Source organism: Winogradskyella maritima (genome assembly GCF_042650215.1).
Classification (GTDB): domain Bacteria; phylum Bacteroidota; class Bacteroidia; order Flavobacteriales; family Flavobacteriaceae; genus Winogradskyella; species Winogradskyella maritima.
Window position 1 is genome coordinate 162,656 of the sequence record NZ_JBHSAT010000004.1, and the last position, 23,490, is coordinate 186,145.

At 40.0% G+C, this 23,490-nt stretch carries 17 protein-coding genes and 1 tRNA gene; 1 reads left to right on the forward strand and 17 read right to left on the reverse strand.

Annotation, left to right across the window (positions count from 1 at the left end; translation table 11 throughout):
* Window position 1: 1 nt before the first annotated feature.
* The 13 genes from ruvA to ACFOSX_RS01835 form a co-directional block, all read right to left on the reverse strand.
* Entirely contained in the window at window positions 2-583 is a 582-nt protein-coding gene (gene ruvA / locus ACFOSX_RS01775) for a Holliday junction branch migration protein RuvA (protein WP_386096413.1), read from the reverse strand.
* Window positions 584-649: 66 nt separating this feature from the next.
* Entirely contained in the window at window positions 650-2,944 is a 2,295-nt protein-coding gene (locus ACFOSX_RS01780; protein WP_386096415.1) for an NADP-dependent malic enzyme, read from the reverse strand.
* 51 nt (window positions 2,945-2,995) lie between these two features.
* A complete protein-coding gene (gene queG / locus ACFOSX_RS01785) occupies window positions 2,996-3,919 on the reverse strand; it encodes a tRNA epoxyqueuosine(34) reductase QueG (RefSeq protein WP_386096417.1) in 924 nt (307 codons plus the stop codon).
* Between the two features lie 207 nt (window positions 3,920-4,126).
* Window positions 4,127-4,747 (reverse strand): hypothetical protein, encoded by a 621-nt coding sequence (locus ACFOSX_RS01790; RefSeq protein ID WP_386096419.1) that lies wholly within the window; start codon window positions 4,745-4,747, stop codon window positions 4,127-4,129.
* A 197-nt stretch (window positions 4,748-4,944) separates the two neighbouring features.
* The gene (gene ruvB, locus ACFOSX_RS01795; RefSeq protein ID WP_386100167.1) at window positions 4,945-5,967 is read right to left on the reverse strand and encodes a Holliday junction branch migration DNA helicase RuvB; all 1,023 of its coding nucleotides are present in this window, start codon (window positions 5,965-5,967) and stop codon (window positions 4,945-4,947) included.
* Window positions 5,968-6,150: 183 nt separating this feature from the next.
* Window positions 6,151-7,950 carry a cytochrome c oxidase subunit I gene (locus tag ACFOSX_RS01800; protein WP_386096421.1) on the reverse strand — a complete coding sequence of 600 codons (1,800 nt, stop codon included), beginning with the start codon at window positions 7,948-7,950 and terminating at the stop codon, window positions 6,151-6,153.
* A gap of 30 nt (window positions 7,951-7,980) precedes the next feature.
* Window positions 7,981-9,048, reverse strand: a complete 1,068-nt coding sequence (locus tag ACFOSX_RS01805; RefSeq protein WP_386096423.1) for a cytochrome c oxidase subunit II — start codon at window positions 9,046-9,048, stop codon at window positions 7,981-7,983.
* A gap of 24 nt (window positions 9,049-9,072) precedes the next feature.
* Complete coding sequence (locus ACFOSX_RS01810) at window positions 9,073-10,485, reverse strand: quinol:cytochrome C oxidoreductase (RefSeq protein ID WP_386096425.1); 1,413 nt, start codon at window positions 10,483-10,485, stop codon at window positions 9,073-9,075.
* 22 nt (window positions 10,486-10,507) lie between these two features.
* The gene (locus ACFOSX_RS01815; protein WP_386096427.1) at window positions 10,508-11,065 is read right to left on the reverse strand and encodes a c-type cytochrome; all 558 of its coding nucleotides are present in this window, start codon (window positions 11,063-11,065) and stop codon (window positions 10,508-10,510) included.
* Window position 11,066: 1 nt separating this feature from the next.
* A complete protein-coding gene (locus ACFOSX_RS01820; protein WP_386096429.1) occupies window positions 11,067-11,603 on the reverse strand; it encodes a DUF3341 domain-containing protein in 537 nt (178 codons plus the stop codon).
* 8 nt (window positions 11,604-11,611) lie between these two features.
* Window positions 11,612-13,348 carry an NrfD/PsrC family molybdoenzyme membrane anchor subunit gene (gene nrfD / locus ACFOSX_RS01825; protein ID WP_386096431.1) on the reverse strand — a complete coding sequence of 579 codons (1,737 nt, stop codon included), beginning with the start codon at window positions 13,346-13,348 and terminating at the stop codon, window positions 11,612-11,614.
* Window positions 13,349-13,376: 28 nt separating this feature from the next.
* Window positions 13,377-16,487, reverse strand: a complete 3,111-nt coding sequence (locus ACFOSX_RS01830; RefSeq protein WP_386096433.1) for a TAT-variant-translocated molybdopterin oxidoreductase — start codon at window positions 16,485-16,487, stop codon at window positions 13,377-13,379.
* 115 nt (window positions 16,488-16,602) lie between these two features.
* Complete coding sequence (locus ACFOSX_RS01835) at window positions 16,603-17,937, reverse strand: c-type cytochrome (RefSeq protein WP_386100170.1); 1,335 nt, start codon at window positions 17,935-17,937, stop codon at window positions 16,603-16,605.
* A gap of 213 nt (window positions 17,938-18,150) precedes the next feature.
* On the opposite strand from ACFOSX_RS01835, the gene ACFOSX_RS01840 reads away from it, so the two are divergent.
* Window positions 18,151-18,525 (forward strand): SPOR domain-containing protein, encoded by a 375-nt coding sequence (locus tag ACFOSX_RS01840; protein ID WP_386096435.1) that lies wholly within the window; start codon window positions 18,151-18,153, stop codon window positions 18,523-18,525.
* 114 nt (window positions 18,526-18,639) lie between these two features.
* On the opposite strand, the gene infB is transcribed toward ACFOSX_RS01840, so the two are convergent.
* From infB to ACFOSX_RS01860, 4 genes are all read right to left on the reverse strand, one after another.
* Window positions 18,640-21,336: a translation initiation factor IF-2 gene (infB, locus tag ACFOSX_RS01845; RefSeq protein WP_386096437.1), complete on the reverse strand. Its 2,697-nt coding sequence runs from the start codon at window positions 21,334-21,336 to the stop codon at window positions 18,640-18,642.
* A gap of 29 nt (window positions 21,337-21,365) precedes the next feature.
* A complete protein-coding gene (nusA, locus tag ACFOSX_RS01850) occupies window positions 21,366-22,598 on the reverse strand; it encodes a transcription termination factor NusA (RefSeq protein ID WP_386096439.1) in 1,233 nt (410 codons plus the stop codon).
* A gap of 12 nt (window positions 22,599-22,610) precedes the next feature.
* A complete protein-coding gene (rimP, locus tag ACFOSX_RS01855) occupies window positions 22,611-23,075 on the reverse strand; it encodes a ribosome assembly cofactor RimP (protein ID WP_386096441.1) in 465 nt (154 codons plus the stop codon).
* Window positions 23,076-23,271: 196 nt separating this feature from the next.
* Window positions 23,272-23,344 (reverse strand) — tRNA-Gln (locus ACFOSX_RS01860).
* Window positions 23,345-23,490: the final 146 nt, after the last annotated feature.

The following is a 23,490-nucleotide window of genomic DNA, read 5'->3' on the forward strand; positions in this document are numbered from 1 at the left end:
GTTACAAGTTTTTTAATGCGTCCTTGATAATTTGTTCCGCAGAAGACTCTGGGTTTTGCGAAACAATCTTGTCAACAACTTTCTCCGATTGCTTTTTATTAAAGCCTAAAACTTCTAATGCAGATAACGCTTCAGCTTTGTTTGTATTGTTTGAAGATTGTGAAACTTCGTCTAAGCCATACACCCGTAAAACTTTATCTTTTAAATCCAATATTACACGTTGTGCTGTTTTTGCCCCAATACCTTTAACCGATTGTATCACCGGCACATCGCCAGAGGCAATGGCATCCTTTACCTGGTCTGGGTTTAAAGAGGATAGCATTGTTCTTGCCGTACTTGCACCAACGCCACTTACCGATATTAAAAGCTTAAATATTTCGCGCTCTACACGTGTAGAAAATCCATAGAGTGTGTGTGCATCTTCGCGCACTTGAAGATAGGTGTATAACTTCAAATTTTCCCTATCGGGAATTTGAGAATAAGTGTTCAAAGAAATGTGTAGTAGATAGCCTACACCGTTGCAGTCAATAACCACGTCAGTAGGATTCTTTTCAACAAGCCTACCCTCAAGGTGTGTAATCATGAATTTGTCACAGGTTAATGACCCAAATGTAATAAAATTATTTACAAACGAAAGGGCTTATTCCACCTATGGAATTTGAAGCTTTAATTGACGTTTTTCCTTTTCCTGAGCATCGATGACTGCAATGGCTGCCATATTGACGATTTCGTCAACGCTCGCATCTAATTGAAGAATATGAACAGGCTTGCGCATCCCCATCATTATGGGGCCAATGGATTCTGCCTTATTAAGTTCCTTTAAAAGTTTATAGGTAATGTTAGCACTATCCAAATTAGGGAAAATGAGTGTATTGACTTTTTTCCCTGCTAATTTTGAAAACGGAAAAATATCTTGAAGCATCTCCGGATTTAAGGCAAAATCGGTTTGCAATTCACCATCCACAACCATATCTGGCCGTGCTTTGTGCAAATAAGACACAGCTTGGCGTACTTTACTGGCGCGCTCATTACTAGAAGACCCAAAGTTTGAATAACTAATCATAGCCATGACCGCTTCCATACCAAACATACGCACAACACGTTCGGTCATTTGCGCAATAATGGACAAATCCTTTGCCGACGGGTCTATATTGATGGAGGTGTCACTTAAAAACATAGGGCCACGTTGGGTCATCATCACGTTAGTGGTGGCCACACGTTTTACACCATCAGCCATCCCGATTAATTCTAACATGGGTTTTACCACACTTGGATAACTGCGGGAATATCCAGTAATAAGGGCGTCGGCATCACCTTCATTTACCATCATAGCTGCAAAATAGTTGCGCTCACGCATCACTTTTTCAGCGGAGTATTGAGTTTCCCCTTTTCTGCTTCTGTTCTTCCAAAAAGCTTCGGCATATCTGTTTTTTCGCTCAATTTCTTCGTCAGATTTTGGATCGATGATTTCTACATCAGCATCAAATTCCAACTCTTCCATCAATTCCTTAATGGTATCAGTCCGTCCTAATAAAATAGGAATCGCGACACCTTCATCATGTACAATTTGGGCCGCTTTTAAAACGTCTAATCTGTCCGCTTCAGCAAAGACTACGCGCTTTGGATTGGTACGCGCTCTATTCAATAATAATCGAACCAATTTATTATCTGAACCTAAACGATCTAACAACGTCGTTTCATATTTCGCCCAATCTGTAATTGGTTCTTTAGCAACACCACTTTCCATAGCAGCCTTGGCCACGGCTGGAGGGACTGTTGCGATTAGTCTTGGGTCAAATGGTTTTGGAATAATGTAATCACGACCAAAATTCAACTTAGTTTCTCCGTAAGCAATATTAACTTGTTCTGGCACAGGTTCTTTTGCTAATTGTGATAAGGCTTTTACAGCACCGATCTTCATGGCTTCATTGATCTTGGTTGCCCGAACATCTAGCGCTCCCCTGAAAATAAAAGGGAATCCTAGTACATTGTTCACCTGATTTGGATGGTCACTTCGACCTGTTGCCATAATGATATCATCTCTTGTATCAATCGCTAATTGGTAACTAATTTCAGGATCTGGATTAGCCATAGCAAAAACAATAGGATTTGCCGCCATGGACGTTAGCATGTCTGGCGTTACAATGTTGGCCATAGACAAACCGATGAATACGTCGGCCTTAGCCATAGCTTCATCTAGCGTATCTATTTTTCGATGTGTGGCAAACTCAGCTTTTTCAGTTGATAGATGTTCTCGATCATCCCTAATCACGCCTTTGCTATCTAACATCACAATATTTTCACGCTTGGCGCCAAAGGCCATATACAATCGTGTACAAGAAATAGCGGCTGCTCCCGCGCCACTAACTACAATCTTTACCTCTTCAATAGTCTTTTCAGCAAGTTCTAAGGCATTCAATAAGGCGGCAGCGGAAATGATAGCCGTTCCATGTTGGTCGTCGTGCATTACAGGGATATCCAGCTCTTCTTTTAAACGGCGTTCAATTTCAAACGCTTCCGGGGCTTTGATGTCTTCCAAATTAATTCCTCCAAACGTTGGCGCTATGCGTTTTACGGTGGCTATAAATTCTTCAACATCCTCTGTGTCTACTTCAATATCAAATACATCAATATCTGCAAATATTTTAAAGAGAAGACCTTTTCCTTCCATCACAGGTTTAGAGGCTTCGGGGCCAATATTCCCCAAACCTAAAACTGCAGTTCCGTTAGAAATTACGGCAACTAAATTTCCCTTTGTGGTGTATTTGTAAGCGTTGTCTTTGTCTTTTTCAATCTCTAGACAAGGCTCTGCAACACCTGGGGAATAGGCTAAGGATAAGTCGCGTTGGGAGGCATATTTTTTTGTAGGCACCACCTTTATCTTACCTGGACTTGGCTTAGCGTGATATAAAAGTGCTTCTCTTCGTTTGCTCTGCTTACTCATAGGGTTGCGGTTGGATTAAGCGACAAAGATAAGGAAACTGACTATGTTTAGTTAGTCCTTGAGAAAGTTAATGTTTCGTTGCAACCCCGAAAACTTCGTCCGTTTTACCGCCGATTTTTTAAAGACCTTCTTAAAGGTATCTTCGGTAATCTCTTCCCAATCTTTTTTAGTCATGGATAAGAGTTCTGGATGTGGATTGAAGAGCGGTTCGTTATGACCTTTAGAAAATCGATTCCAAGGACACACGTCTTGGCAGATGTCACAGCCGAACATCCAATCATCAAATTGGTTTTTGTAATCGGTTGGAATGTTCTCTTTTAATTCAATTGTAAAGTACGAAATGCACTTGCTCCCATCCACCACATAAGGTTCCGTAATGGCTTCTGTAGGGCATGCGTCGATACAAGCTGTACAAGAACCACAATGGTCTGTCACTGGCGTGTCATAGTCTAGTTCTAAATCGATAATCAGTTCGGCAATAAAATAGAACGAGCCTACTTTTTGAGTTAAAAGATTGCTATGCTTGCCAATCCAACCCAAGCCACTTTTTGCCGCCCAAGCCTTGTCCAAAACCGGTGCAGAATCTACAAAAGCCCGACCGTTGACTTCGCCAATTTCGGTTTGAATGGTATGTAACAGTTCCTTCAACTTATCCTTTATCACATAATGATAATCGGTGCCATATGCGTATTTTGAGAGCTTGTAACTGTCTTCAGTTTGAAATTCATTGGGATAATAATTCAACAATAAAGACACTACAGATTTTGAACCCTCAACCAATAGCGTCGGATCTAGGCGTTTATCGAAATGGTTTTCCATGTAACGCATTTCGCCATGTGCATTATTCTTTAACCAGCGCTCCAATCGTGGTGCCTCCTCTTCTAAAAATTCGGCTTTGCTTATACCACATGATAAAAAACCGAGGCGTTTTGCTTCGTCCTTAATTAATCGTGTATGTCGTTGCTTGGCATTCAAACTATAGAATGCTAATTTATAACATCGATGGATTAATTGACCGTCTAATAAAAAAAGGTTTTTAAAAAGGTTGTTCAGTTAACCATTTTGAGCACAGTGGATAATATTAAAATTTTAACTGAAAATGCATTTCGACTGCGCTCAATGTGACAGGACTATATGTTTCAGACCTTTTTAAAAACCTTTTATAATTGAGTTAGTTCTAAATTAATCCAATGTTGGATCTGATGCAGGCACCAACGGATTTGTGTGATGGAAAACGCCCATGGGATTTTCCAAACCAATCCAGGCGTGAAGTGTATACCCACCAGCACCACAGTTTTCTTCCCACTCGTCTTCATCGCCAATAAAACTATCTGGCAACGGTGTTCTTACCTCAACTTCGCATTCAAATGGCGGCGTCATTCCCCATTCAGCAATTGGCACAAAATATTCTGCAGCTCCAAAAATCATGTTACCGTCTTCATCTCTATGGTACACTAGAATTTCAGGTTCTAAAAGATTAAATTCTCCATTAATCTTAGCAGGATTGAGATAGTGATACCCCATATTAGGCACGTACATATTTGGTGGCGGCCCTATAAGCTGTGTATAACCTTGAGCTTGTGCTACTTTAAAATTGTGGAAACGACGCATTTTTTGAGATAGTAAATCGACTTGCTCCTGCCATGTCGTTGGTTCAGATGTCTTGTTGGTTAGAAGTAAATTGCTTTCTTCAAAACTGGTTTCATCTAGACTTTCAGATGTACATGCAAAAATACATGTGGCTAAGACTACAAAAAATAGAAGAGCCACGTGTGAGTCGTGGTGTTTGAAAATTGTTTTCATGATTAAAAAATTTAAGTTAATAGCTTTAATACCAGACACTTTGTGAATGGTGAAGCTAAAGTCTCAAATTTTTAAGCGATTGGTTATGAGTTATGTTTCAAAGACTAACACTGTTGTGTCATTACACTATTCTTATGAATAAATTTGAAAGTATGTTGATGATGGAGTTTGAATGTGCTCAGTCTGACATAAAAGAATTAAAAAAGACCACCTTGCGTTGGACCTTTAATTTTCCCTAGGTGTTTATATGCTTGTTCCGTGACTTCTCGTCCTCTTGGCGTTCGCATTATGAAGCCTTGCTGGATTAAAAATGGTTCGTAAACTTCTTCAATAGTTTCGGCACTTTCACTCACTGCTGTTGCCAAAGTTGTGATACCAACAGGACCTCCCTTAAATTTTTCAATAATGGTGGTGAGGATTTTGTTATCCATTTCGTCCAAGCCGTGGGCGTCGACGTTTAAAGCTTCCAAGGCAAACTTTGCTATGGCAATATCTATACTGCCATTACCTTTTATTTGCGCAAAGTCCCTTACCCGTCTAAGTAATGCATTGGCAATACGCGGTGTTCCCCGACTTCTCCCTGCAATTTCTATGGCCGCTTCCATGGTGATAGGCATATGTAATATGGAAGCACTTCGCTGTACTATTGTTGTTAGTAATTCAGTGTTGTAATATTGAAGGCGACTGCTAATCCCAAAACGGGCGCGCATCGGGGCTGTTAACAATCCCGAACGTGTTGTGGCACCAACCAATGTAAATGGATTGAGATTGATTTGAACCGTACGTGCATTGGGCCCGGTTTCAATCATGATATCAATCTTGTAATCTTCCATCGCTGAGTATAGATACTCTTCAACAATAGGGCTTAGTCTGTGTATTTCATCAATAAAAAGCACGTCGCGTTCATCAAGATTGGTGAGTAATCCTGCTAAGTCGCCTGGTTTGTCCAATACTGGACCCGAAGTAACTTTAATTCCCACATCTAATTCGTTGGCTAAAATGTGTGCCAAAGTGGTTTTTCCCAATCCAGGAGGCCCGTGAAATAAGGTGTGATCTAGAGCTTCTTCCCTTAGATTGGCTGCCTGTACAAAAACCAATAAATTCTCAAGCACTTGGTCTTGACCCGTAAAGTCGTCAAAGGTGAGTGGTCTCAACTTCTTTTCGACATCGAGTTCTTCAGGTGAGAAATTTTCGTTTGTTGGGTCTAGGTTTTCGTTCATCTTCAGTTCTCCGTGCCAAAGCATCTGGAGCGGGAATCTTATTAATACCCTTCGCCTGCGCTCAGGGTGACATTTCTATGTGATTTAAGATTGAACCAAATATAAAGAAAAAGACCTTTGGAATTTTAAAGCAATCCAAAGGTCTTTTTAAATAGTTATAAGAATTTCATATTCATGAAACTACTAATGCTGTAATTCCTCTTCACCATCGTATAATGGTACATTCTGTGGGACAAAATCCTCCTCGTGACCGGGCTTACTGTAATCATAAGACCAACGGTAAACATGAGGAATTGCTCCAGGCCAGTTACCGTGCATGTGCTCAACAGGTGCTGTCCATTCTAAGGTATTTGAACGCCAAGGATTTTGCTCTGCTTTTTTACCATAGAATACGCTATGGATGAAGTTATATAAGAATACCAACTGTGCCAAACCTGCAATGATTGCAAATATAGTAATGACCATTTGCGTGTTAGTGGTATCGTCAAATAATGGGAAATTAGAGTTCGTATAATAACGTCTCGGAAGCCCTGCCATTCCAATGAAGTGCATTGGGAAGAACACCCCGTACGCACAAATCGCCGTCACCCAGAAATGTAAATACCCTAAGTTTTTGTTCATCATACGCCCGTACATCCTCGGGAACCAATGATAAATTCCTGCGAATACCCCGTACAAGGCTGAAATACCCATAACTAAATGGAAGTGTGCTACTACGAAATAGGTGTCATGCACGTTAATGTCTAATGCCGAATCACCAAGAACAATTCCTGTTAAACCTCCAGTGATGAATGTAGATACCAAGCCGATGGAAAATAACATGGCCGGATTCAACTGTAGATTACCTTTCCAAAGCGTGGTAATATAATTAAAGGCTTTTACCGCGGATGGAATCGCAATCAATAAAGTTGTAAATGTAAATACCGATCCTAAAAATGGGTTCATACCTGAGATAAACATGTGGTGACCCCAAACGATAGTAGATAAAAATGCAATCGCTAAAATCGAAGCAACCATGGCACGATAACCGAAAATAGGTTTACGCGAATTAGTCGCAATAATTTCTGAGGTTATCCCTAATGCCGGTAATAATACAATGTATACTTCAGGGTGACCTAAGAACCAGAATAAGTGTTCAAATAATACTGGTGAACCTCCTTGATAATGTAATACTTCACCTTGAATAAAAATATCCGATAAGAAAAACGACGTTCCGAAACTTCTATCCATGATCAACAACAAGGCTGCTGATAAAAGTACAGGGAATGAAATTACCCCGATTATTGCAGTTACAAAAAATGCCCAAATGGTCAATGGTAAACGAGTCATTGACATTCCCTTTGTTCTTAAGTTGATAACAGTAACGATATAATTTAAAGATCCTAAAAGCGATGAGGCAATGAATATCGCCATAGATACCAACCATAAAGTCATACCTGCACCTGAACCGCCTTGTGCCATTGGCAAAGCAGATAGTGGAGGGTAAATGGTCCATCCTGCTGCTGCGGGCCCCGCCGTTACAAAGAACGATGCAATCATGAAGACACAAGACAAAAAGAATAACCAATAGGAAATCATATTCAAAAATCCTGATGCCATATCTCTTGCTCCAATCTGTAATGGAATCAATAAGTTACTGAAGGTACCACTTAGACCAGCTGTAAGGACGAAGAATACCATAAGCGTTCCGTGAATGGTCACTAATGCCAAATAAATATCGGCATCCATGACGCCATCTGGAGCCCACTTACCAAGAAGCGCTTCAAAAATAACGTTGGGCTGTTCTGGCCATGCAATTTGCATACGGATCATTAACGACATCATAATACCGATAATACCCATAATAAGTACTCCAGTAATCAAATACTGTTTAGCAATCATTTTATGATCTTGGCTAAATATGTATTTGGTTACAAAGGTTTCTTTGTGGTGGTGAACTTCGTCGTGAGCGTCGTGAACGTGGTTTTCTGCTGTTGCTGACATAATCTCTAATTCTTTTTCTTAAAACAATTCTTAATTCAATGAATTCGCAAAGGTCTTCTGTTCGGCCATCCAGGCATCAAACTCCTCTTGCGTTTCAACGATAATTTTCATTTGCATATTGTAGTGGGACTCACCACAGATTTTGTTACATAGCAATAAGTAATCAAATTCGTAAGTTAGGTCTTGTCCGCTTTCTTCAATTTCTGCTCTTCGTTCCGCACGAAGCGCATTAATATTTTGTACTTTTTCCTGCATGTCAGGATTCAAGCGCATTTCTTTCGTCGTTACCGTTGGTGTAAATCCAAATTGTGTTACCATACCAGGGACACAGTTCATCTGTGCTCTAAAGTGAGGCATGTAAGCTGAGTGCAATACATCCTGAGAACGCATTTTGAACAAAATTGGGCGATTTACAGGCAAGTGTAATTCTGTAACTATGACATCATCTTGGGCGTTAGGATCACTTTCTGCTACACCAAGAATGTTCGCACGGCCTACATCAATTAAACGTACGTTGGCTTGGCCTAAGACATTGTCTTCACCACCGTAACGCGCTTTCCAGTTAAACTGCTGTGCATATAGTTCAATGACCATTGGATCATCTTCTTCCACATCGATATTCATGATATCGTTCCACGTGAATAATCCGTAGATAATCAATCCTGCCAATACGATAACCGGAATGATTGTCCAAATGGCTTCAAGCGTATTATTGTCAGCATAGAACAAGGCTTTTTTCCCTTTTTCACCTCTATACTTATATGCGAAATAATGTAACAAAAATTGGGTCACCGTCTGAACGAAGAAAATTACAGCCATTGTAATGATCATCAAATTATCAAGCCCAGGTCCGTGCTCCGACGCCGAATTAGACATTAGTGGCAAATCTCCTAAGTATATAAAGCAAAGGATAGTGATAACGTAGATAAAGATGAGGAAGCCAATCATAAGATAGCCATTCATTTTGTTGTCTTTATCTGTTGCTACTTGGTTATTGCCTTCAGACTTACCTACCTGCGCTAAATCAAATATCTTGACCATTTGCCAAATGGCAATAGCTACAAAAAGTACGATTACGAATATTAACAAGGTTGTCATTATATCTTCTTTCTAGTAATTTAATTAATAATGAAAGTGTTCGCTTTCTTTTATAAATGGGTTGCCTTTGGCCAATAATGGTGCTTTTCCTAATGCGGTAAACACCACAAGTAAGAACAAACCACCAAATAATAATATCGCTCCGATTTCTGGCGCTCCAATAAACCAACGGTCTACAACTGTTGCTGGCATAATCATATTGAAGACATCTACATAGTGTCCACAAAGAATGACGATACCCGCCATAACTACAAACCAAGGAATACGTTTATAATCACTATTCATAAGGAGTAATAGTGGGAAAACGAAGTTCATCGCTACCATACCAAAGAATGGTAATTTATACTCTTCAATTCGTGTAACGAAATAGGTTACCTCTTCTGGGATGTTTGAATACCAGATTAACATAAATTGAGAGAACCACAAGTACGTCCAGAAAATACTGATGCCGAACATAAACTTAGCTAAATCATGAATGTGACTATCATTAACAAAGGTTAATAATCCTTTCGATTTCAAATAAATTGAAATCAACGCAATCACGGTAATACCACTTACAAACATGCTTGCAAAGACATACCAGCCAAATAGGGTAGAGAACCAGTGTGGATCCACACTCATAATCCAATCCCAAGACATCATAGATTCTGTATAGATATAAAATACCAAGAATGCCGCAGAGATTCTGAAGTTCTTTTTAAAGTTTCTGTTATCATCTGCACTATCTTGAGCAATAGAGAATTTTCTTGAGAAATAACGGTATAAAGACCAGCCAGCAATAAAAATCAAACCTCTAATAATAAACCAAGGTAAGTTTAACCAGTCTTGTTTACCAGCGACCAATTTATCATACTTACCACTGTCTGGATTCATTAGGTCACCATCCATCCATATAAAAATACTGTTATGACCGATATAGTGAGAGGCAACAGCGATACCTAAAACGATAAGACCGCCTGGTAATACATACGCTGTAATCCCTTCCATGACTCTAAACAAAACTGGAGACCATCCTGCCTGCGCAGCATATTGAATGGCATAGAAAGCCAATACCCCTAAGGCTATCATAAAGAAAAAGAAAGCACCAACATATAATGCAGCCCAAGGTCTATTATGAATTTGATGTAAGACATGCTCTTCATGGCTCATTTTGTGACCTTCAGCAACGTGATCACCGTGATCAGCTTCTGCATTATGACCAGCTTCAGCACTATCATCAACAATGTAATCTTGGTTTTCACCATGCTCTACATCTTCAACGTGATGTGCATCACCTTCATGATCACCATGGTGCGATTCGCTAGCGAGTAATTCTTTAACATCGTCTTCAGTCTGATACTGATGTGCATCCATGAAACCCCATGCAAGACCCAAAAGCCCTAGCACCATCATTACAATAGCACCGATTCTTAAACGATTTGAAATTTTATATTCCATTTATATAATCTTTATCTCAATCTTATTTTTCTAATTCAGCTTTCAGTTTTTCAACATAAGCTGTGACTTGCCAACGCTCTTCTTCATTAAGTTGATTTGCGTAAGACCCCATTGTATTTTTTCCGTAATAAATGACGTGGTAAATACTTCCGGTGGTAATTGCTCTTCCCTGATCATCATAACTCGGTACACCTAAAATCTTTTCGCGCTCTACCAATTTTCCTTTCCCGTTACCTTTTGTACCATGACAGATACCACAGTAGATATCATATAACTCCTTACCTCTAGTGTAGTCCACCTGTGTAGAATCCAATGGGTTGGTTAATGTAGATTTTGCCAAATCATAACCCGCATTGGTATCTTCTATTTCGTATATAGAACCACCTCTAGGTAATGTACCTTCTGCTGGTAATTGGGCTTCCATATTCTTGTTAAAGACACCGGCCTCTTGATAAGCTTCATATCCTACAGATTCGTACATATTTGGCATATATTGTTTACTTCGTCTTGTTTCTTTTCCACAAGAGACGATGCTCATAAGCATTACAAATACTACTGTTATTTTAAGTATAGACTTCATATTAATGTTCATCTTCTTTATCAACAATATTAACTTCAACAGCACCAGTATCTTTTAAGAAGCTTGCCAATTCCTCTTCATTACCATGTAAAGCAATCTCCATTAAAAAATGGTCATCCGTTGTTCTAGGGTCAGGGTTTTCAGCCTTTTTAAAAGGCCACATTCTACTTCTCAAATAGAAGGTGATAACCATTAAGTGAGCTGCGAAAAATACAGTAAGCTCAAACATAATTGGCACGAAGGCTGGCATGTTTTCCAAATAACTAAAACTTGGTTTACCACCGATATCTTGTGGCCAATCTTCAATCATGATAAAATTCATCATCAAAACTGCAACGGTTAATCCTACGCAACCGTACATAAATGCCGTAATGGCAATACGTGTTGGTGCCAAGCCCATAGCTTTGTCTAGCCCGTGCACCGGAAACGGTGTATATATTTCTTCAATGTGATGCTTCTCTGCCTTTACCTTTTTAACGGCAGACATTAACACATCATCATCGGTATAAATAGCATGAATTACTTTTGAAGCTTCCATATACTATATTAGTTGTTTATTAATTTTTCAGCTTGTCCAGCCCAATCATCACGTTCCGCTCTTCCTGGGAAAGACCCCGTGAGTTCGTCTAACAAGTCGTATTCTGTTTTGGTCATCTTGGCTACCTGACGGTATTTATAGATACCAATGCTATTCAGTACACCTTCCATCTTAGGACCAACACCACTGATTTTCTTTAAATCGTCAGGGAATTCCGTATCAGGGTTATAGGTTCCAATGTTTCCTAATAGCGCATTCACTTTCTCAGAATCATTACCTAATGGTTTTGTTTCAGAAGACGTTGTCGCTGGTAAAGGCGTTACAGACGTTCTAGCGTCTGCTCCTGTACCGACTAAACTATCACCACGCTCTCTGATTTTTTTGTAACGCTCTCCTGAAGATTTCAAAATAGTCTTAACCTCCGCTTGCGCGATTACAGGGAATGTACGTGAATATAATAGGAACAATACAAAGAAGAATCCGATGGTTCCGATAAAGATGCCGATATCAACAAAAGTTGGAGAGAACATCGTCCACGAAGATGGTAAGTAATCTCTGTGCAATGACGTTACGATAATCACAAAACGCTCAAACCACATCCCTATGTTTACCACAATAGAAATAAAGAACGAGAACATGATGCTAGTACGCAATTTCTTGAACCACATAAACTGTGGCGAGAATACGTTACAGGTCATCATCGCCCAATAGGCCCACCAGTAAGGTCCCGTTGCTCTGTTTAAGAAGGCATATTGCTCATACTCAACACCAGAATACCATGCGATGAAAAGCTCCGTGATGTAGGCAACACCTACAATAGAACCTGTAATCATGATGACGATATTCATCAATTCAATATGTTGAACGGTGATATAATCTTCGAGATTACACACTTTACGCATGATAATCAATAAGGTATTTACCATGGCGAATCCTGAGAAAATCGCACCAGCAACGAAGTATGGTGGGAAAATCGTGGTATGCCATCCTGGGATTACCGACGTAGCAAAGTCAAACGATACAATGGTGTGTACAGAAAGTACAAGCGGTGTAGCTAAACCAGCAAGTACCAAGGATACTTCTTCAAAACGTTGCCAATCTTTAGCACGTCCTGACCATCCAAAACTTAATAAAGAATAGATCTTCTTTTGGAACGGCTTTACCGCTCTATCTCTAATCATGGCGAAATCCGGTAATAAACCTGTCCACCAGAATACTAATGAAACCGATAGGTATGTAGAAATCGCAAATACATCCCAAAGTAACGGGGAGTTAAAGTTTACCCATAAGGACCCAAATTGGTTAGGGATTGGCAATACCCAATAGGCTAACCATGGACGACCCATGTGGATAATTGGGAACAAACCTGCCTGTACTACCGAGAAAATGGTCATCGCTTCCGCAGAACGGTTGATGGCCATACGCCATTTTTGACGGAAGAGTAAAAGTACCGCGGAAATCAGTGTTCCTGCGTGACCAATACCTACCCACCAAACGAAGTTGGTAATATCCCAAGCCCAGTTAACGGTCTTGTTAAGACCCCAAACACCGATACCTGTTGATATGGTATAAATAATACAACCTATTCCCCAAAGGAAGGCCACAAGCGCAATGCTGAATACTATCCACCAAGCTTTATTGGCTTTACCTTCTACAGGTCTAGCAACGTCCACGGTTACATCGTGGTAAGATTTCTCTCCTGTAACTAAAGGTCTTCTAATAGGTGCTTCGTAATGAGACGCCATAATTATATACGTATTTCTTTATTTTAGACTATGCTTTACTAGTATTTCTCACTTTGGTATGGTAGAATACGTTTGGCTTTGTCCCTACGTGCTCTAACAAGTGATACATACGGTCACTTTCTTTTAAATCTGCAATCTTGCTTTTCTTGTCGTTGATGTCACCAAAAATCATAGCGCCATTACCACAAGCAGCAGAACATGCTGTCTGGAATTCTCCGTCCTTCACCTCACGGCCATCGCGCTTAGCATCCAAAATGGTCTTTTGTGTCTTTTGAATACACATAGAACATTTTTCCATCACACCACGAGAACGTACTGTAACATCTGGATTCAATACCATACGACCTAAATCATCATTCATAAAGTAATCGAACTCATCATTTTGGCTGTATAAGAACCAGTTGAATCGACGTACTTTATACGGACAGTTATTGGCACAGTAACGTGTCCCTACACAACGGTTATACGCCATATGGTTTTGACCTTGGCGACCATGCGCTGTAGCCGCAACCGGGCAAACCGTTTCACACGGTGCGTGGTTACAGTGTTGACACATTACAGGTTGGAATGCTACTTGAGGATTATCAGCAGGACTTTCCATCTCACCAAACTCACTCAATGAACTTCCAAGTCCAGAAATATTTTCTTTCTTTTCGTTATCTGAAGCAAAGCTGTCTTCGGACGAATAATATCTATCAATACGCAACCAGTGCATATCTCTACTACGACGAATTTCAGACTTACCAACAACAGGAACGTTGTTTTCTGCATGACACGCAATAACACAAGCACCACAACCTGTACAGGCATTTAAATCAATAGATAAATTGAAGTGGTGTCCGATAGAACGGTCAAATTCCGTCCATAAATCTACATCCGGAGAAGTTACCGGCGTTTCAATATGGTCTTTTGATACTTCTGGAATTGGATTCCAGTAGTGCTTATCTTTTGTATTGAATACTTCTAGGGTCGTTTCACGAATGATATCACCACGACCCATTAATGTGTTATGCAACTGTACACAGGCAAACTCATGAATTCCTGCTGCCTTACTAACACTTACATTTTGTAAAGCATTAAAGCCTTGGTACAAAGGATATGCATTAACACCAGTTTGTAATTCTTCTTTTAAACCGTCTGTTCTACCATAACCTAAAGCCAGACCAACAGAACCTCTCGCCTGTCCTGGTTGAATGATAACCGGTACATTCTTAACACTTACACCGTTAACCGTAACATCAGCGTAACTTCCGTTGAGACCACCATTAGCTACATTATAATTTTCTAAGCCCAGTCTTTCTGCATCAGCTTTAGACACCGTTAAGTAGTTATCCCATGACGTTCTTGTAATAGGATCTGGAAACTCTTGTAACCATGGGTTATTGGCTTGTTGCCCATCGCCCATACCAACTTTGGTATATAAAGACAATTCCATGCCTTCGGACTTTGCCGACCTTGCCAAAGCAATCGCCGCGTTTCCGCTTACCGTTGGTGCTTCAACAGTTTCTGTCTCGTCTGAAGCAGGTTCAATAGCAGGAACATCTTCCGACACTGAATTTCCTTCTGAAACATAAACACCATCATGAAGTGCCTGGTTATAACCAGAACCACCTAAGATAGAGTCTTGCCAATTTTTCTTTATATAATCGCTGTAGGACATGTCGTTATCTGTCCATTTCAACAACGTATCTTGAAATTGTCTTGTATCAAACAACGGACGAATCGTCGGTTGCGTTAAGGCATAATGTCCCGCTTTAAATTCAACGTCACCCCAAGATTCTAAATAGTGAGGTGTTGCCGCTATATGAGTAAAGTTTTTAGACGTTTCGTCCTGCTTCATGGTGAAGGCAATCGACACATCTGTTTTTGCCAAACCTTCTGCAAAATCAGAAGCATTAGGTAACGTATACATTGGATTGACACCAACAGTAATGATGGCACCAATCTTTCCGGCTTTCATATCGGCAACCAATTGGTTCACCGCTTTATCATTTCCTTGACGTGTCAATACAGTCGTCTTTGAATCAAAAGCTTTGCTTGAAAGCGCTTCGTTAATTTCGAAAGCAACAGTCTGCGCATTCACATCTTGAATACCAGTAACTACAACAGCATTACTTCCTGCACGTTTTAATTGCGAAGCCGCATCTTGAACTGCCTTGCTTAAGTTTTCAGGAAGATTCACAGAACCTCCACCAACAATTAAGCTATGTAGTTGTGCCAAGGCTAATTTTTGCTGGCTTGGTGTCATCGGCACACGCTTATCCGCGTTTGCACCAGTGAGTGACATGTTCGCTTCAAACTGAATATGTCTAGACATTTTTCCGTTTACCGGAATTCTATTTTTAGCGTATCCGCCATCAAAGCCGCCGCCTTGCCAATCACCTAAGAAATCAGCACCGACAGAAACGATAGTCATCGCTTTTGAAAAATCATAATTCGCTAAACCACGCTTGCCATATTTTGCTTCGTAAGCATCTAAAGCCGCAGATTCTGAAACCGCATCGTAAACAACGTGTCTTACATTCCTGAATTTTTCAGAGAACTCAGAAATCAATTTCGCCGTTGATGGGCTAGCAAAAGTTTGTGTTAATAAGGCAATCTCTTTACCACCAAGGTTAGAAAGTGCGCTTCTCGCTTCATCATCAAACTGAGACCATGAGATTGGTGCACCACCTTTTAAAGGCGACTTAACACGCAAGCTGTCGTACAAGCCTAAAACCGAAGCATTAACTCTAGCATTGGCATGACCATTAGTCTTTGCCATCTCATTATTCTCGATTTTAATCGGGCGACCTTCTCTAGTCTTTACCAAAACACTTGCAAAATCGTAACCATTTGCAATAGTTGTGGCATAATAGTTAGCAACACCAGGAACAATCTCCTTTGGTTGCACTACATAAGGAATGGATTTAATCACTGGTCCTTCACAAGCGGCCATAGAAGCGGCTGCAGTACTAAAACCAACATATTTTAAGAAATCACGACGTGTCGTATTTGATGATTCCAAGGCTGCTTTATCGCCTAAAAATTCATCCGTCGGAATTTCCTCAACAAATTCATTCTGTTGTAGCGTCTCAACAATAGAGCTGTTTGCGTCTAGCTCTTCAACACTTTTCCAGTATTTTTTGTTTGATGACATATTCTTGATTTATAATTTTTGATTTTCGATTTTCGATTTTGGACAATCGTCATTCGTCAATCGTAATTCTTCAAATTTTTGTTTTCTCTTTATGAGATTCCTGTTTTCACAGGATTTAATAGTGACATTTTCCACATTCCAAACCACCCATCATAGCTACTGTCAACTGATCGACGTTATACTTTTTAGAGAGTTGCTCGTGGATTTTATCATAGTAAGCGTTGTCTTTCACTTTTACATTGGTTTCACGGTGACAGTTGATACACCACCCCATAGTCAATGTTGAGTGTTGGGACATGATTTCCATTTCCTCAACAGGACCGTGACAGGTCTGGCACTCAATACCACCAACCACCACGTGTTGCGAGTGATTGAAATATGCAAAATCTGGAAGGTTATGAATTCTAATCCATTTTACAGCCTCAGTTTTGCCAGTATACGCCTGTGTAGTTTCGTTCCAACCCACGGCTTGATATAATTTCTTGATTTCAGCATTGTAGTCTACACCATATTCTTGACCTTCAGCATAGGTTTCTGGTGCAACTTCTGAAATGGATTTGTGACAGTTCATACAGATATTCAATGATGGAATACCTGAATGCTTGCTCACTCTTGCAGACGAGTGACAGTATTTACAATCAATGCCGTTGTCTCCAGCATGGATTCTGTGCGAATAGTGAATTGGTTGCACCGGTGCGTAACCTTGGTCTACACCTACAGACATCATAGCGCCGTACATAAAGTAAGCACTACCCAATAAGAAAAGAATAGCAGTAACCATCAACAAAAACTGATTCTCAACAAAAGCTTTCCATAAGGGCTTTCCTTTTGGCTTTTCCTCAATAGCGATGCCTTTGTCTTCCGCAAAACGCTTTAATGTTCTGTTGACCAAAAATAAAGCACCTGCTAACAACATGAATAATAATGCTAAAGCGCCTAGTATGATTGTATTCGAACCTCCTCCAGAACCAGTCCCAGCAACATCACCCTCTTTTGGTGGCGGTGGCGGTGGTATTGGTTCCGCCGTGTAGGCCAAGATGTCAGAAATATCCTTATCGCTCAACTGAGGAAAGGCGGTCATTGCCGTTTGGTTATACTCGTTGTAAATTTTTACAGCATAAGCATCGCCAGAGGCAATCATCCCAGCACTATTTCTAATCCACGCATTAAGCCATGTTCTGTCTAAACCTTCTTCTTCGGCAAGGCGTGTTTCTACATTACGCAATGCTGGCCCAGTCATTGGCTTATCTAACTTGTGACAAGAGGCACAGTTGGTGTTAAACAGCGCTTTCCCAGCTGCAGGATCACCAGCAGAGGCATCCGCTGTGGCAGGTGCATCAGTAGTTTCCGCAGTGTCTTGAGCTAAAAGTGGGGTTGCAAACGTAAATAAGAAAACAAAACCTAAACGAAGAAATTTTGAGGCTAGTTGGCGGTAAATCACCTGTTTCATATTATATGTTGAATTATCTTCTAAACTTTGGTATGATTTTTTCATCTAAATCTGAAAAAAATAAGGTTATAAAAACTCATGCAAAAGTAAGATATAAAGTCGATTTTATAAATGTTAGCGAAGTGTTAATAGCTAATTTATAAGCGTTCTAAATAAGATTTTTTTGACCTTTTACGTTAATATAATTTACCTTTGAATTTAAATAGATTACCCATGAAAAACTCAATATTAAAATCCCTTTTAGTTTCGGCAATTTTTGCCCTCGGCTTTGTAGGATATGCGCAACAGGGCGAAGTAGAAGTAATCCAAGACCCAAATATTGAAAAATTGTTGGAATATAAGAAGGATTTGAGGACGGTGAATGTCTATAAAATTCAGATTTTTCAAGGCTCACGTGCCGAAGCAGAACGCGTGCATTCCAAGTTTAAATCGCTCTACGGTCAATGGCCAACGTCCATGGAATTCAATACACCAAACTATAAGATTTGGGTTGGGAATTTCAGGGATCGATTGGAAGCTGATCGTGCGTTGGCTCGTATAAAACGTAGTTATATGAATGCCTTTATTTTTCAGCCGAAGAAAGGTTAAGACCTTGAGAATTATAGTTAATAAAAAAGCCTCGCAATGCGAGGCTTTTTTATTAATTTACTCATACCTGCCAGGTCACCAAGACCTTGCAGGACCACTTAATTCATTATAGGTTTACTTCAGCTTTTTCTTCACTTCCACTTCTTGGAAGGCTTCTAATACATCACCTTCTTTGATGTCATTATAATTCTTGATTTGCATACCACAATCGTAGCCTTTAGAAACTTCTTTAACGTCATCCTTAAAGCGTTTTAACGAGGCCAATTCACCTGTGTAAATTACCACACCATCACGGATTAAACGGATACCTGAGTTTCTATAAATCTTACCGTTAGTCACCATACAACCGGCGATACTTCCGATTTTAGATACTTTAAAGATTTCTCTAATCTCAGCCGTACCTGTAATCTCCTCTTTTAATTCTGGAGATAACATACCTTCCATAGCATCCTTCAAATCATTGATGGCATCATAGATAATGGAGTAAGTTCTGATATCGATTTCTTCCTTATCTGCTATCTGACGTGCGTTACCCATAGGTCGTACGTTAAATCCGATAATAATAGCATCCGACGCTGTGGCCAATAACACATCACTTTCTGTAATGGCACCAACCCCTTTGTGGATAATATTCACTTGGATTTCTTCCGTAGATAATTTCTGGAATGAGTCAGTCAATGCTTCAACAGAACCGTCCACATCACCTTTAAGGATAATGTTCAACTCTTGGAAATCACCGAGGGCTATACGTCTTCCGATTTCATCAAGCGTAATATGACGCTGCGTTCTAACGGATTGCTCACGCTGTAATTGCGTACGTTTTGAAGCAATTTGCTTCGCTTCGCGCTCGTCTTCAAATACATTGAACTTATCACCTGCTTGTGGCGCACCGTCCAATCCTAAGATAGACACTGGCGTTGATGGGCCTGCTTCTTGAACATCATTACCTCGCTCATCTTGCATGGCTTTGACTTTACCAGAATTTTTTCCGGCTAAAACATAATCTCCAACTTTTAATGTACCTGCCTGTACCAATATTGTAGAAACATACCCACGCCCTTTGTCCAAGAAAGCCTCTACAACCGTACCAACGGCTGGTTTATCTGGATTTGCCTTTAGCTCTAATAATTCAGCTTCCAACAATACCTTCTCTAATAATTCTTTAACGCCTGTTCCGAATTTAGCAGAGATATCATGAGACTGGATTTTTCCACCCCAATCCTCTACCAATAAATTCATCTGTGCCAATCCTTCCTTAATCTTCTCAGGATTTGCATCTGGCTTATCAATTTTATTAATCGCAAATACAATAGGAACGCCCGCTGCTTGCGCATGCGAAATAGCTTCCTTTGTTTGTGGCATAATATCATCATCTGCCGCCGCTACAATAATCGCAATATCCGTTACCTGGGCACCACGTGCACGCATCGCCGTAAAAGCCTCGTGACCTGGTGTATCCAAGAAGGCAATTTTTTGACCATTGTCTAACTGTACACCATAAGCACCGATGTGCTGTGTAATTCCACCAGACTCACCAGCAATTACGTTCTCTTCACGGATGTAATCCAGTAAAGACGTTTTACCGTGATCAACGTGACCCATTACCGTAACAATAGGCGCTCGTGATACTAAATCTTCTGGCTTATCTTCAACTTCTTCAATCGACTCCTCGATATCAGCAGTGACAAATTCTACTTCGTATCCGAACTCTTCAGCGACGATAGATAAGGTTTCCGCGTCTAAACGCTGGTTCATCGTCACCATCATACCAAGAGACATACAGGCTGAAATAACTTGAGTCACCCCAACTTCCATCATCGTAGCAACTTCACTTACGGTTACGAATTCTGTAACTTTAAGTGTTTTGCTTTCCTGTTCTGCCAACTCTTGGTCCATCTCCGTTTGTTGACGGTGCTGATCTCTTTTCTCTCTACGATATTTGGCACCTTTTCCTTTAGAACTCTTTCCTTGAAGTTTTTCTAACGTTTCACGGATTTGCTTTTGTACTTCTTCCTCGGTAGGCTCCTCTTTAACCACTTTAGGGCGTTGGGCTTGTCCACCTCTGCCTTTACCGCGTCGGTCGTTAGAGTAGTTTCCTTTATTATCTCCGGCTTTGCTGATACGGCGTCTTTTTCGCTTGGCACCACCTTTATCGTCGGATTTTTCTTCTTTCTTTTTCTTTGGCTTATCGAACTTGGTTAAATCGATTTTATCACCAGCGATTGTAGGGCCAGAAAGCTTTCGGTAATTGGTTTCCACTACTTCTTTAGCTGGCTCTTGCTCTTCTGTAGTTTCTTTCGATTCCTCTTTCTTTTTAGTCTTTGGCGCATCTTTTTTAGCCGCAGGCTTTTTAGCCTCTTCTTTCTTAGCTGTTGGTTTTTCTGCTTTTTGAGGCGCTTCTTCCTTTTTGGCTTTTTCAGGTGCTTTCCCTTTTGCCTTTGGACCGTCTAAATCAATCTTACCAACTTGTTTTGTACCACTAAGTTCGGCCTTGGCCTTAAGAACTTCCTCTTCGGCAACTTTTGCTTGCTTAGCCTCGTCTGCCTTAGCTTTTTCTTCAAGTTCTTTTTCGCGCTTAATGCGAAGCTCTTCTTTTTCTTTCATTTTGGCTTCACTAACCTCCTGCGCTTTTTCGCGCTTGGTCGCGTCCGTCTGAAACTCATCAGACAAGACGTCGTAAACCTCTTGTGAAAGTTTTGTATTAGGACTCTTGTCTATCTCGATGCCCTTGGATTCTAAAAAATCCACGGCACGATCAATAGAAATATTGAGTTCTCGTAATACCTTGTTTAATCTAATTGTTTGAGCCATATATGCTGTAATATAACTTATATTTTATATTAATCTTCGAATTCTTCTTTTAGAATCCTAATCACTTCTATTACAGTTTCTTCTTCAAGATCTGTACGTTTTACAAGATCATTAACATCTTGTTCTAATATACTTTTAGCAGTATCTAATCCTGCTTTGCTAAATTCATCGATAATCCATCCATCGATTTCATCCGAGAATTCTTTTAATTCTACATCTTCTTCTGCACCTTCTCTAAATACATCAATTTCATAACCCGTTAGCTTACCAGCTAAACGAATGTTATGACCTCCACGACCGATGGCTTTAGAAACTTCTTCTGGCTTCAATAATACCTCAGCACGCTTGTTTTCTTCATCAATTTTAAGTGATGTAACACGCGCAGGACTCAAAGACCTTGTGATGTATAGGTTTAGGTTATTGGTATAGTTGATGACGTCAATATTTTCATTCCCTAACTCACGGACGATACCGTGGATACGAGACCCCTTCATCCCCACACAAGCGCCAACTGGGTCAATTCTATCATCGTAAGAATCTACAGCTACTTTTGCTTTTTCACCTGGAATACGAACTACGTTTTTAACGGTAATAAGACCATCAAACACTTCAGGGATTTCCTGCTCAAATAACTTCTCCAAAAATACTGGAGAGGTTCTAGACATTATAATCGCTGGTTTCGTCCCTTTCAACTCTACGCTTTCAATAATTCCTCTGACGTTTTCTCCTTTTCTGAAGAAATCTGAAGGAATCTGTTTGTCTTTTGGCAATATGATTTCGTTACCATCGTCATCTAAAAGAATGATGGCTCTATGACGAATATGGTGTACCTCCGCCGTATAGATTTCACCTTCTAATTCCTTAAACTGCTTATAGATATTTGTGTTATCGTGCTCATGGATTTTTGAAATCAAATTTTGACGCAAGGCCAAAATAGAACGACGTCCTAAGTCAATCAGTTTTACTTCCTCTGCTACATCCTCGCCAACTTCAAAATCGGGCTCAATTTTCTGGGCCTCAGACAATTCAATTTCTTGGTTTGGCTCTTCAACCTCACCATCAGCAACAACGATACGGTTTCTCCAAATCTCTAAATCCCCTTTATCTGGGTTTATAATAATATCAAAATTGTCGTCATCACCATACTTCTTTTTCAATGCGTTACGCAACACATCTTCCAAAATCGCCATTAGCGTAACTCTATCTATTAATTTATCATCTTTAAATTCTGAAAATGATTCAATTAACGCTACATTTTCCATAATTGATAGGAATTAAAATTTAATTATAACTTTTGCCTCTTTAATATCGTCGAAGGCTATTTTTGCTTCTTTATTTACTGTGACTTTACCTTTACCTACAGGCTTTGGCTCACGTGTTTTCCATCTTAAAACAACACCGTCTTCATTAGCTTCATCGAGCTTTCCTTCAATCGTTTGGTCGTCTTTGGTTTTTACTTCTAAATGACGTCCTACGTTTTTGGCATATTGTCTCGGCATAGTAAGCGGTGATGTGGCTCCGGCGGATAGCACTTCCAGAGAAAAATCTTCTTCTTCTCTATCTAAGTTATGCTCAATAGCACGACTGATAAACATACAGTCTTCAACCAGCACACCATTGTCTCCGTCAATAACAACCTTAATGTGGTTGTCAGCACTCATATCCATTGAGATTAAGAACAAGTCTGTGCGCTCATCCAAGGCGCCTTGTAATAATTCTTCTACTTTCTGTCTTAACATAGGATTATAAAAAGAGGGGACTTTCCGTCCCCTCGTCTATTCATTTTCGTAAACAACGGTGCAAATATACGATATTATTTGGGTTTTGCAAGACCTTAATTCGCCTCTTAATCGACCTTAAACACAATAATTTTATTCCTAAATACCAGAAAACAAAAATCCCAACCATAACAATGATTGGGATTATCAATTTTAGTTGGCCCACTAGGGCTCGAACCTAGACTCTTCTGGACCAAAACCAGACGTGTTGCCAGTTACACCATGGGCCATCATCCTAAAATGAGGATGCAAATTTAAGACAAACTTTCAGTTGGGCAAAAAAATCATTGAAAAAATAAACGTTTTTACTTAACGTTACCTTAAATAGCTCCTGAATGTGCTAATTATTACTAAATTCGCCAACATCAAATCCGAA

Coding starts and splice junctions, on each gene's coding strand:
- nusA (WP_386096439.1), bottom strand. CDS start 22,598: ATGGAAAATGTAGCGTTAATTGAATCATTTTCAGAATTTAAAGATGAT.
- ACFOSX_RS01780 (WP_386096415.1), bottom strand. CDS start 2,944: ATGAGTAAGCAGAGCAAACGAAGAGAAGCACTTTTATATCACGCTAAG.
- ACFOSX_RS01830 (WP_386096433.1), bottom strand. CDS start 16,487: ATGTCATCAAACAAAAAATACTGGAAAAGTGTTGAAGAGCTAGACGCA.
- ACFOSX_RS01800 (WP_386096421.1), bottom strand. CDS start 7,950: ATGTCAGCAACAGCAGAAAACCACGTTCACGACGCTCACGACGAAGTT.
- ACFOSX_RS01790 (WP_386096419.1), bottom strand. CDS start 4,747: ATGAAAACAATTTTCAAACACCACGACTCACACGTGGCTCTTCTATTT.
- ACFOSX_RS01820 (WP_386096429.1), bottom strand. CDS start 11,603: ATGGAAGCTTCAAAAGTAATTCATGCTATTTATACCGATGATGATGTG.
- rimP (WP_386096441.1), bottom strand. CDS start 23,075: ATGTTAAGACAGAAAGTAGAAGAATTATTACAAGGCGCCTTGGATGAG.
- ACFOSX_RS01835 (WP_386100170.1), bottom strand. CDS start 17,937: ATGAAACAGGTGATTTACCGCCAACTAGCCTCAAAATTTCTTCGTTTA.
- ACFOSX_RS01840 (WP_386096435.1), top strand. CDS start 18,151: ATGAAAAACTCAATATTAAAATCCCTTTTAGTTTCGGCAATTTTTGCC.
- ruvA (WP_386096413.1), bottom strand. CDS start 583: ATGATTACACACCTTGAGGGTAGGCTTGTTGAAAAGAATCCTACTGAC.
- nrfD (WP_386096431.1), bottom strand. CDS start 13,348: ATGGCGTCTCATTACGAAGCACCTATTAGAAGACCTTTAGTTACAGGA.
- ACFOSX_RS01805 (WP_386096423.1), bottom strand. CDS start 9,048: ATGACAACCTTGTTAATATTCGTAATCGTACTTTTTGTAGCTATTGCC.
- infB (WP_386096437.1), bottom strand. CDS start 21,336: ATGGCTCAAACAATTAGATTAAACAAGGTATTACGAGAACTCAATATT.
- ruvB (WP_386100167.1), bottom strand. CDS start 5,967: ATGAACGAAAACCTAGACCCAACAAACGAAAATTTCTCACCTGAAGAA.
- ACFOSX_RS01815 (WP_386096427.1), bottom strand. CDS start 11,065: ATGAAGTCTATACTTAAAATAACAGTAGTATTTGTAATGCTTATGAGC.
- ACFOSX_RS01810 (WP_386096425.1), bottom strand. CDS start 10,485: ATGGAATATAAAATTTCAAATCGTTTAAGAATCGGTGCTATTGTAATG.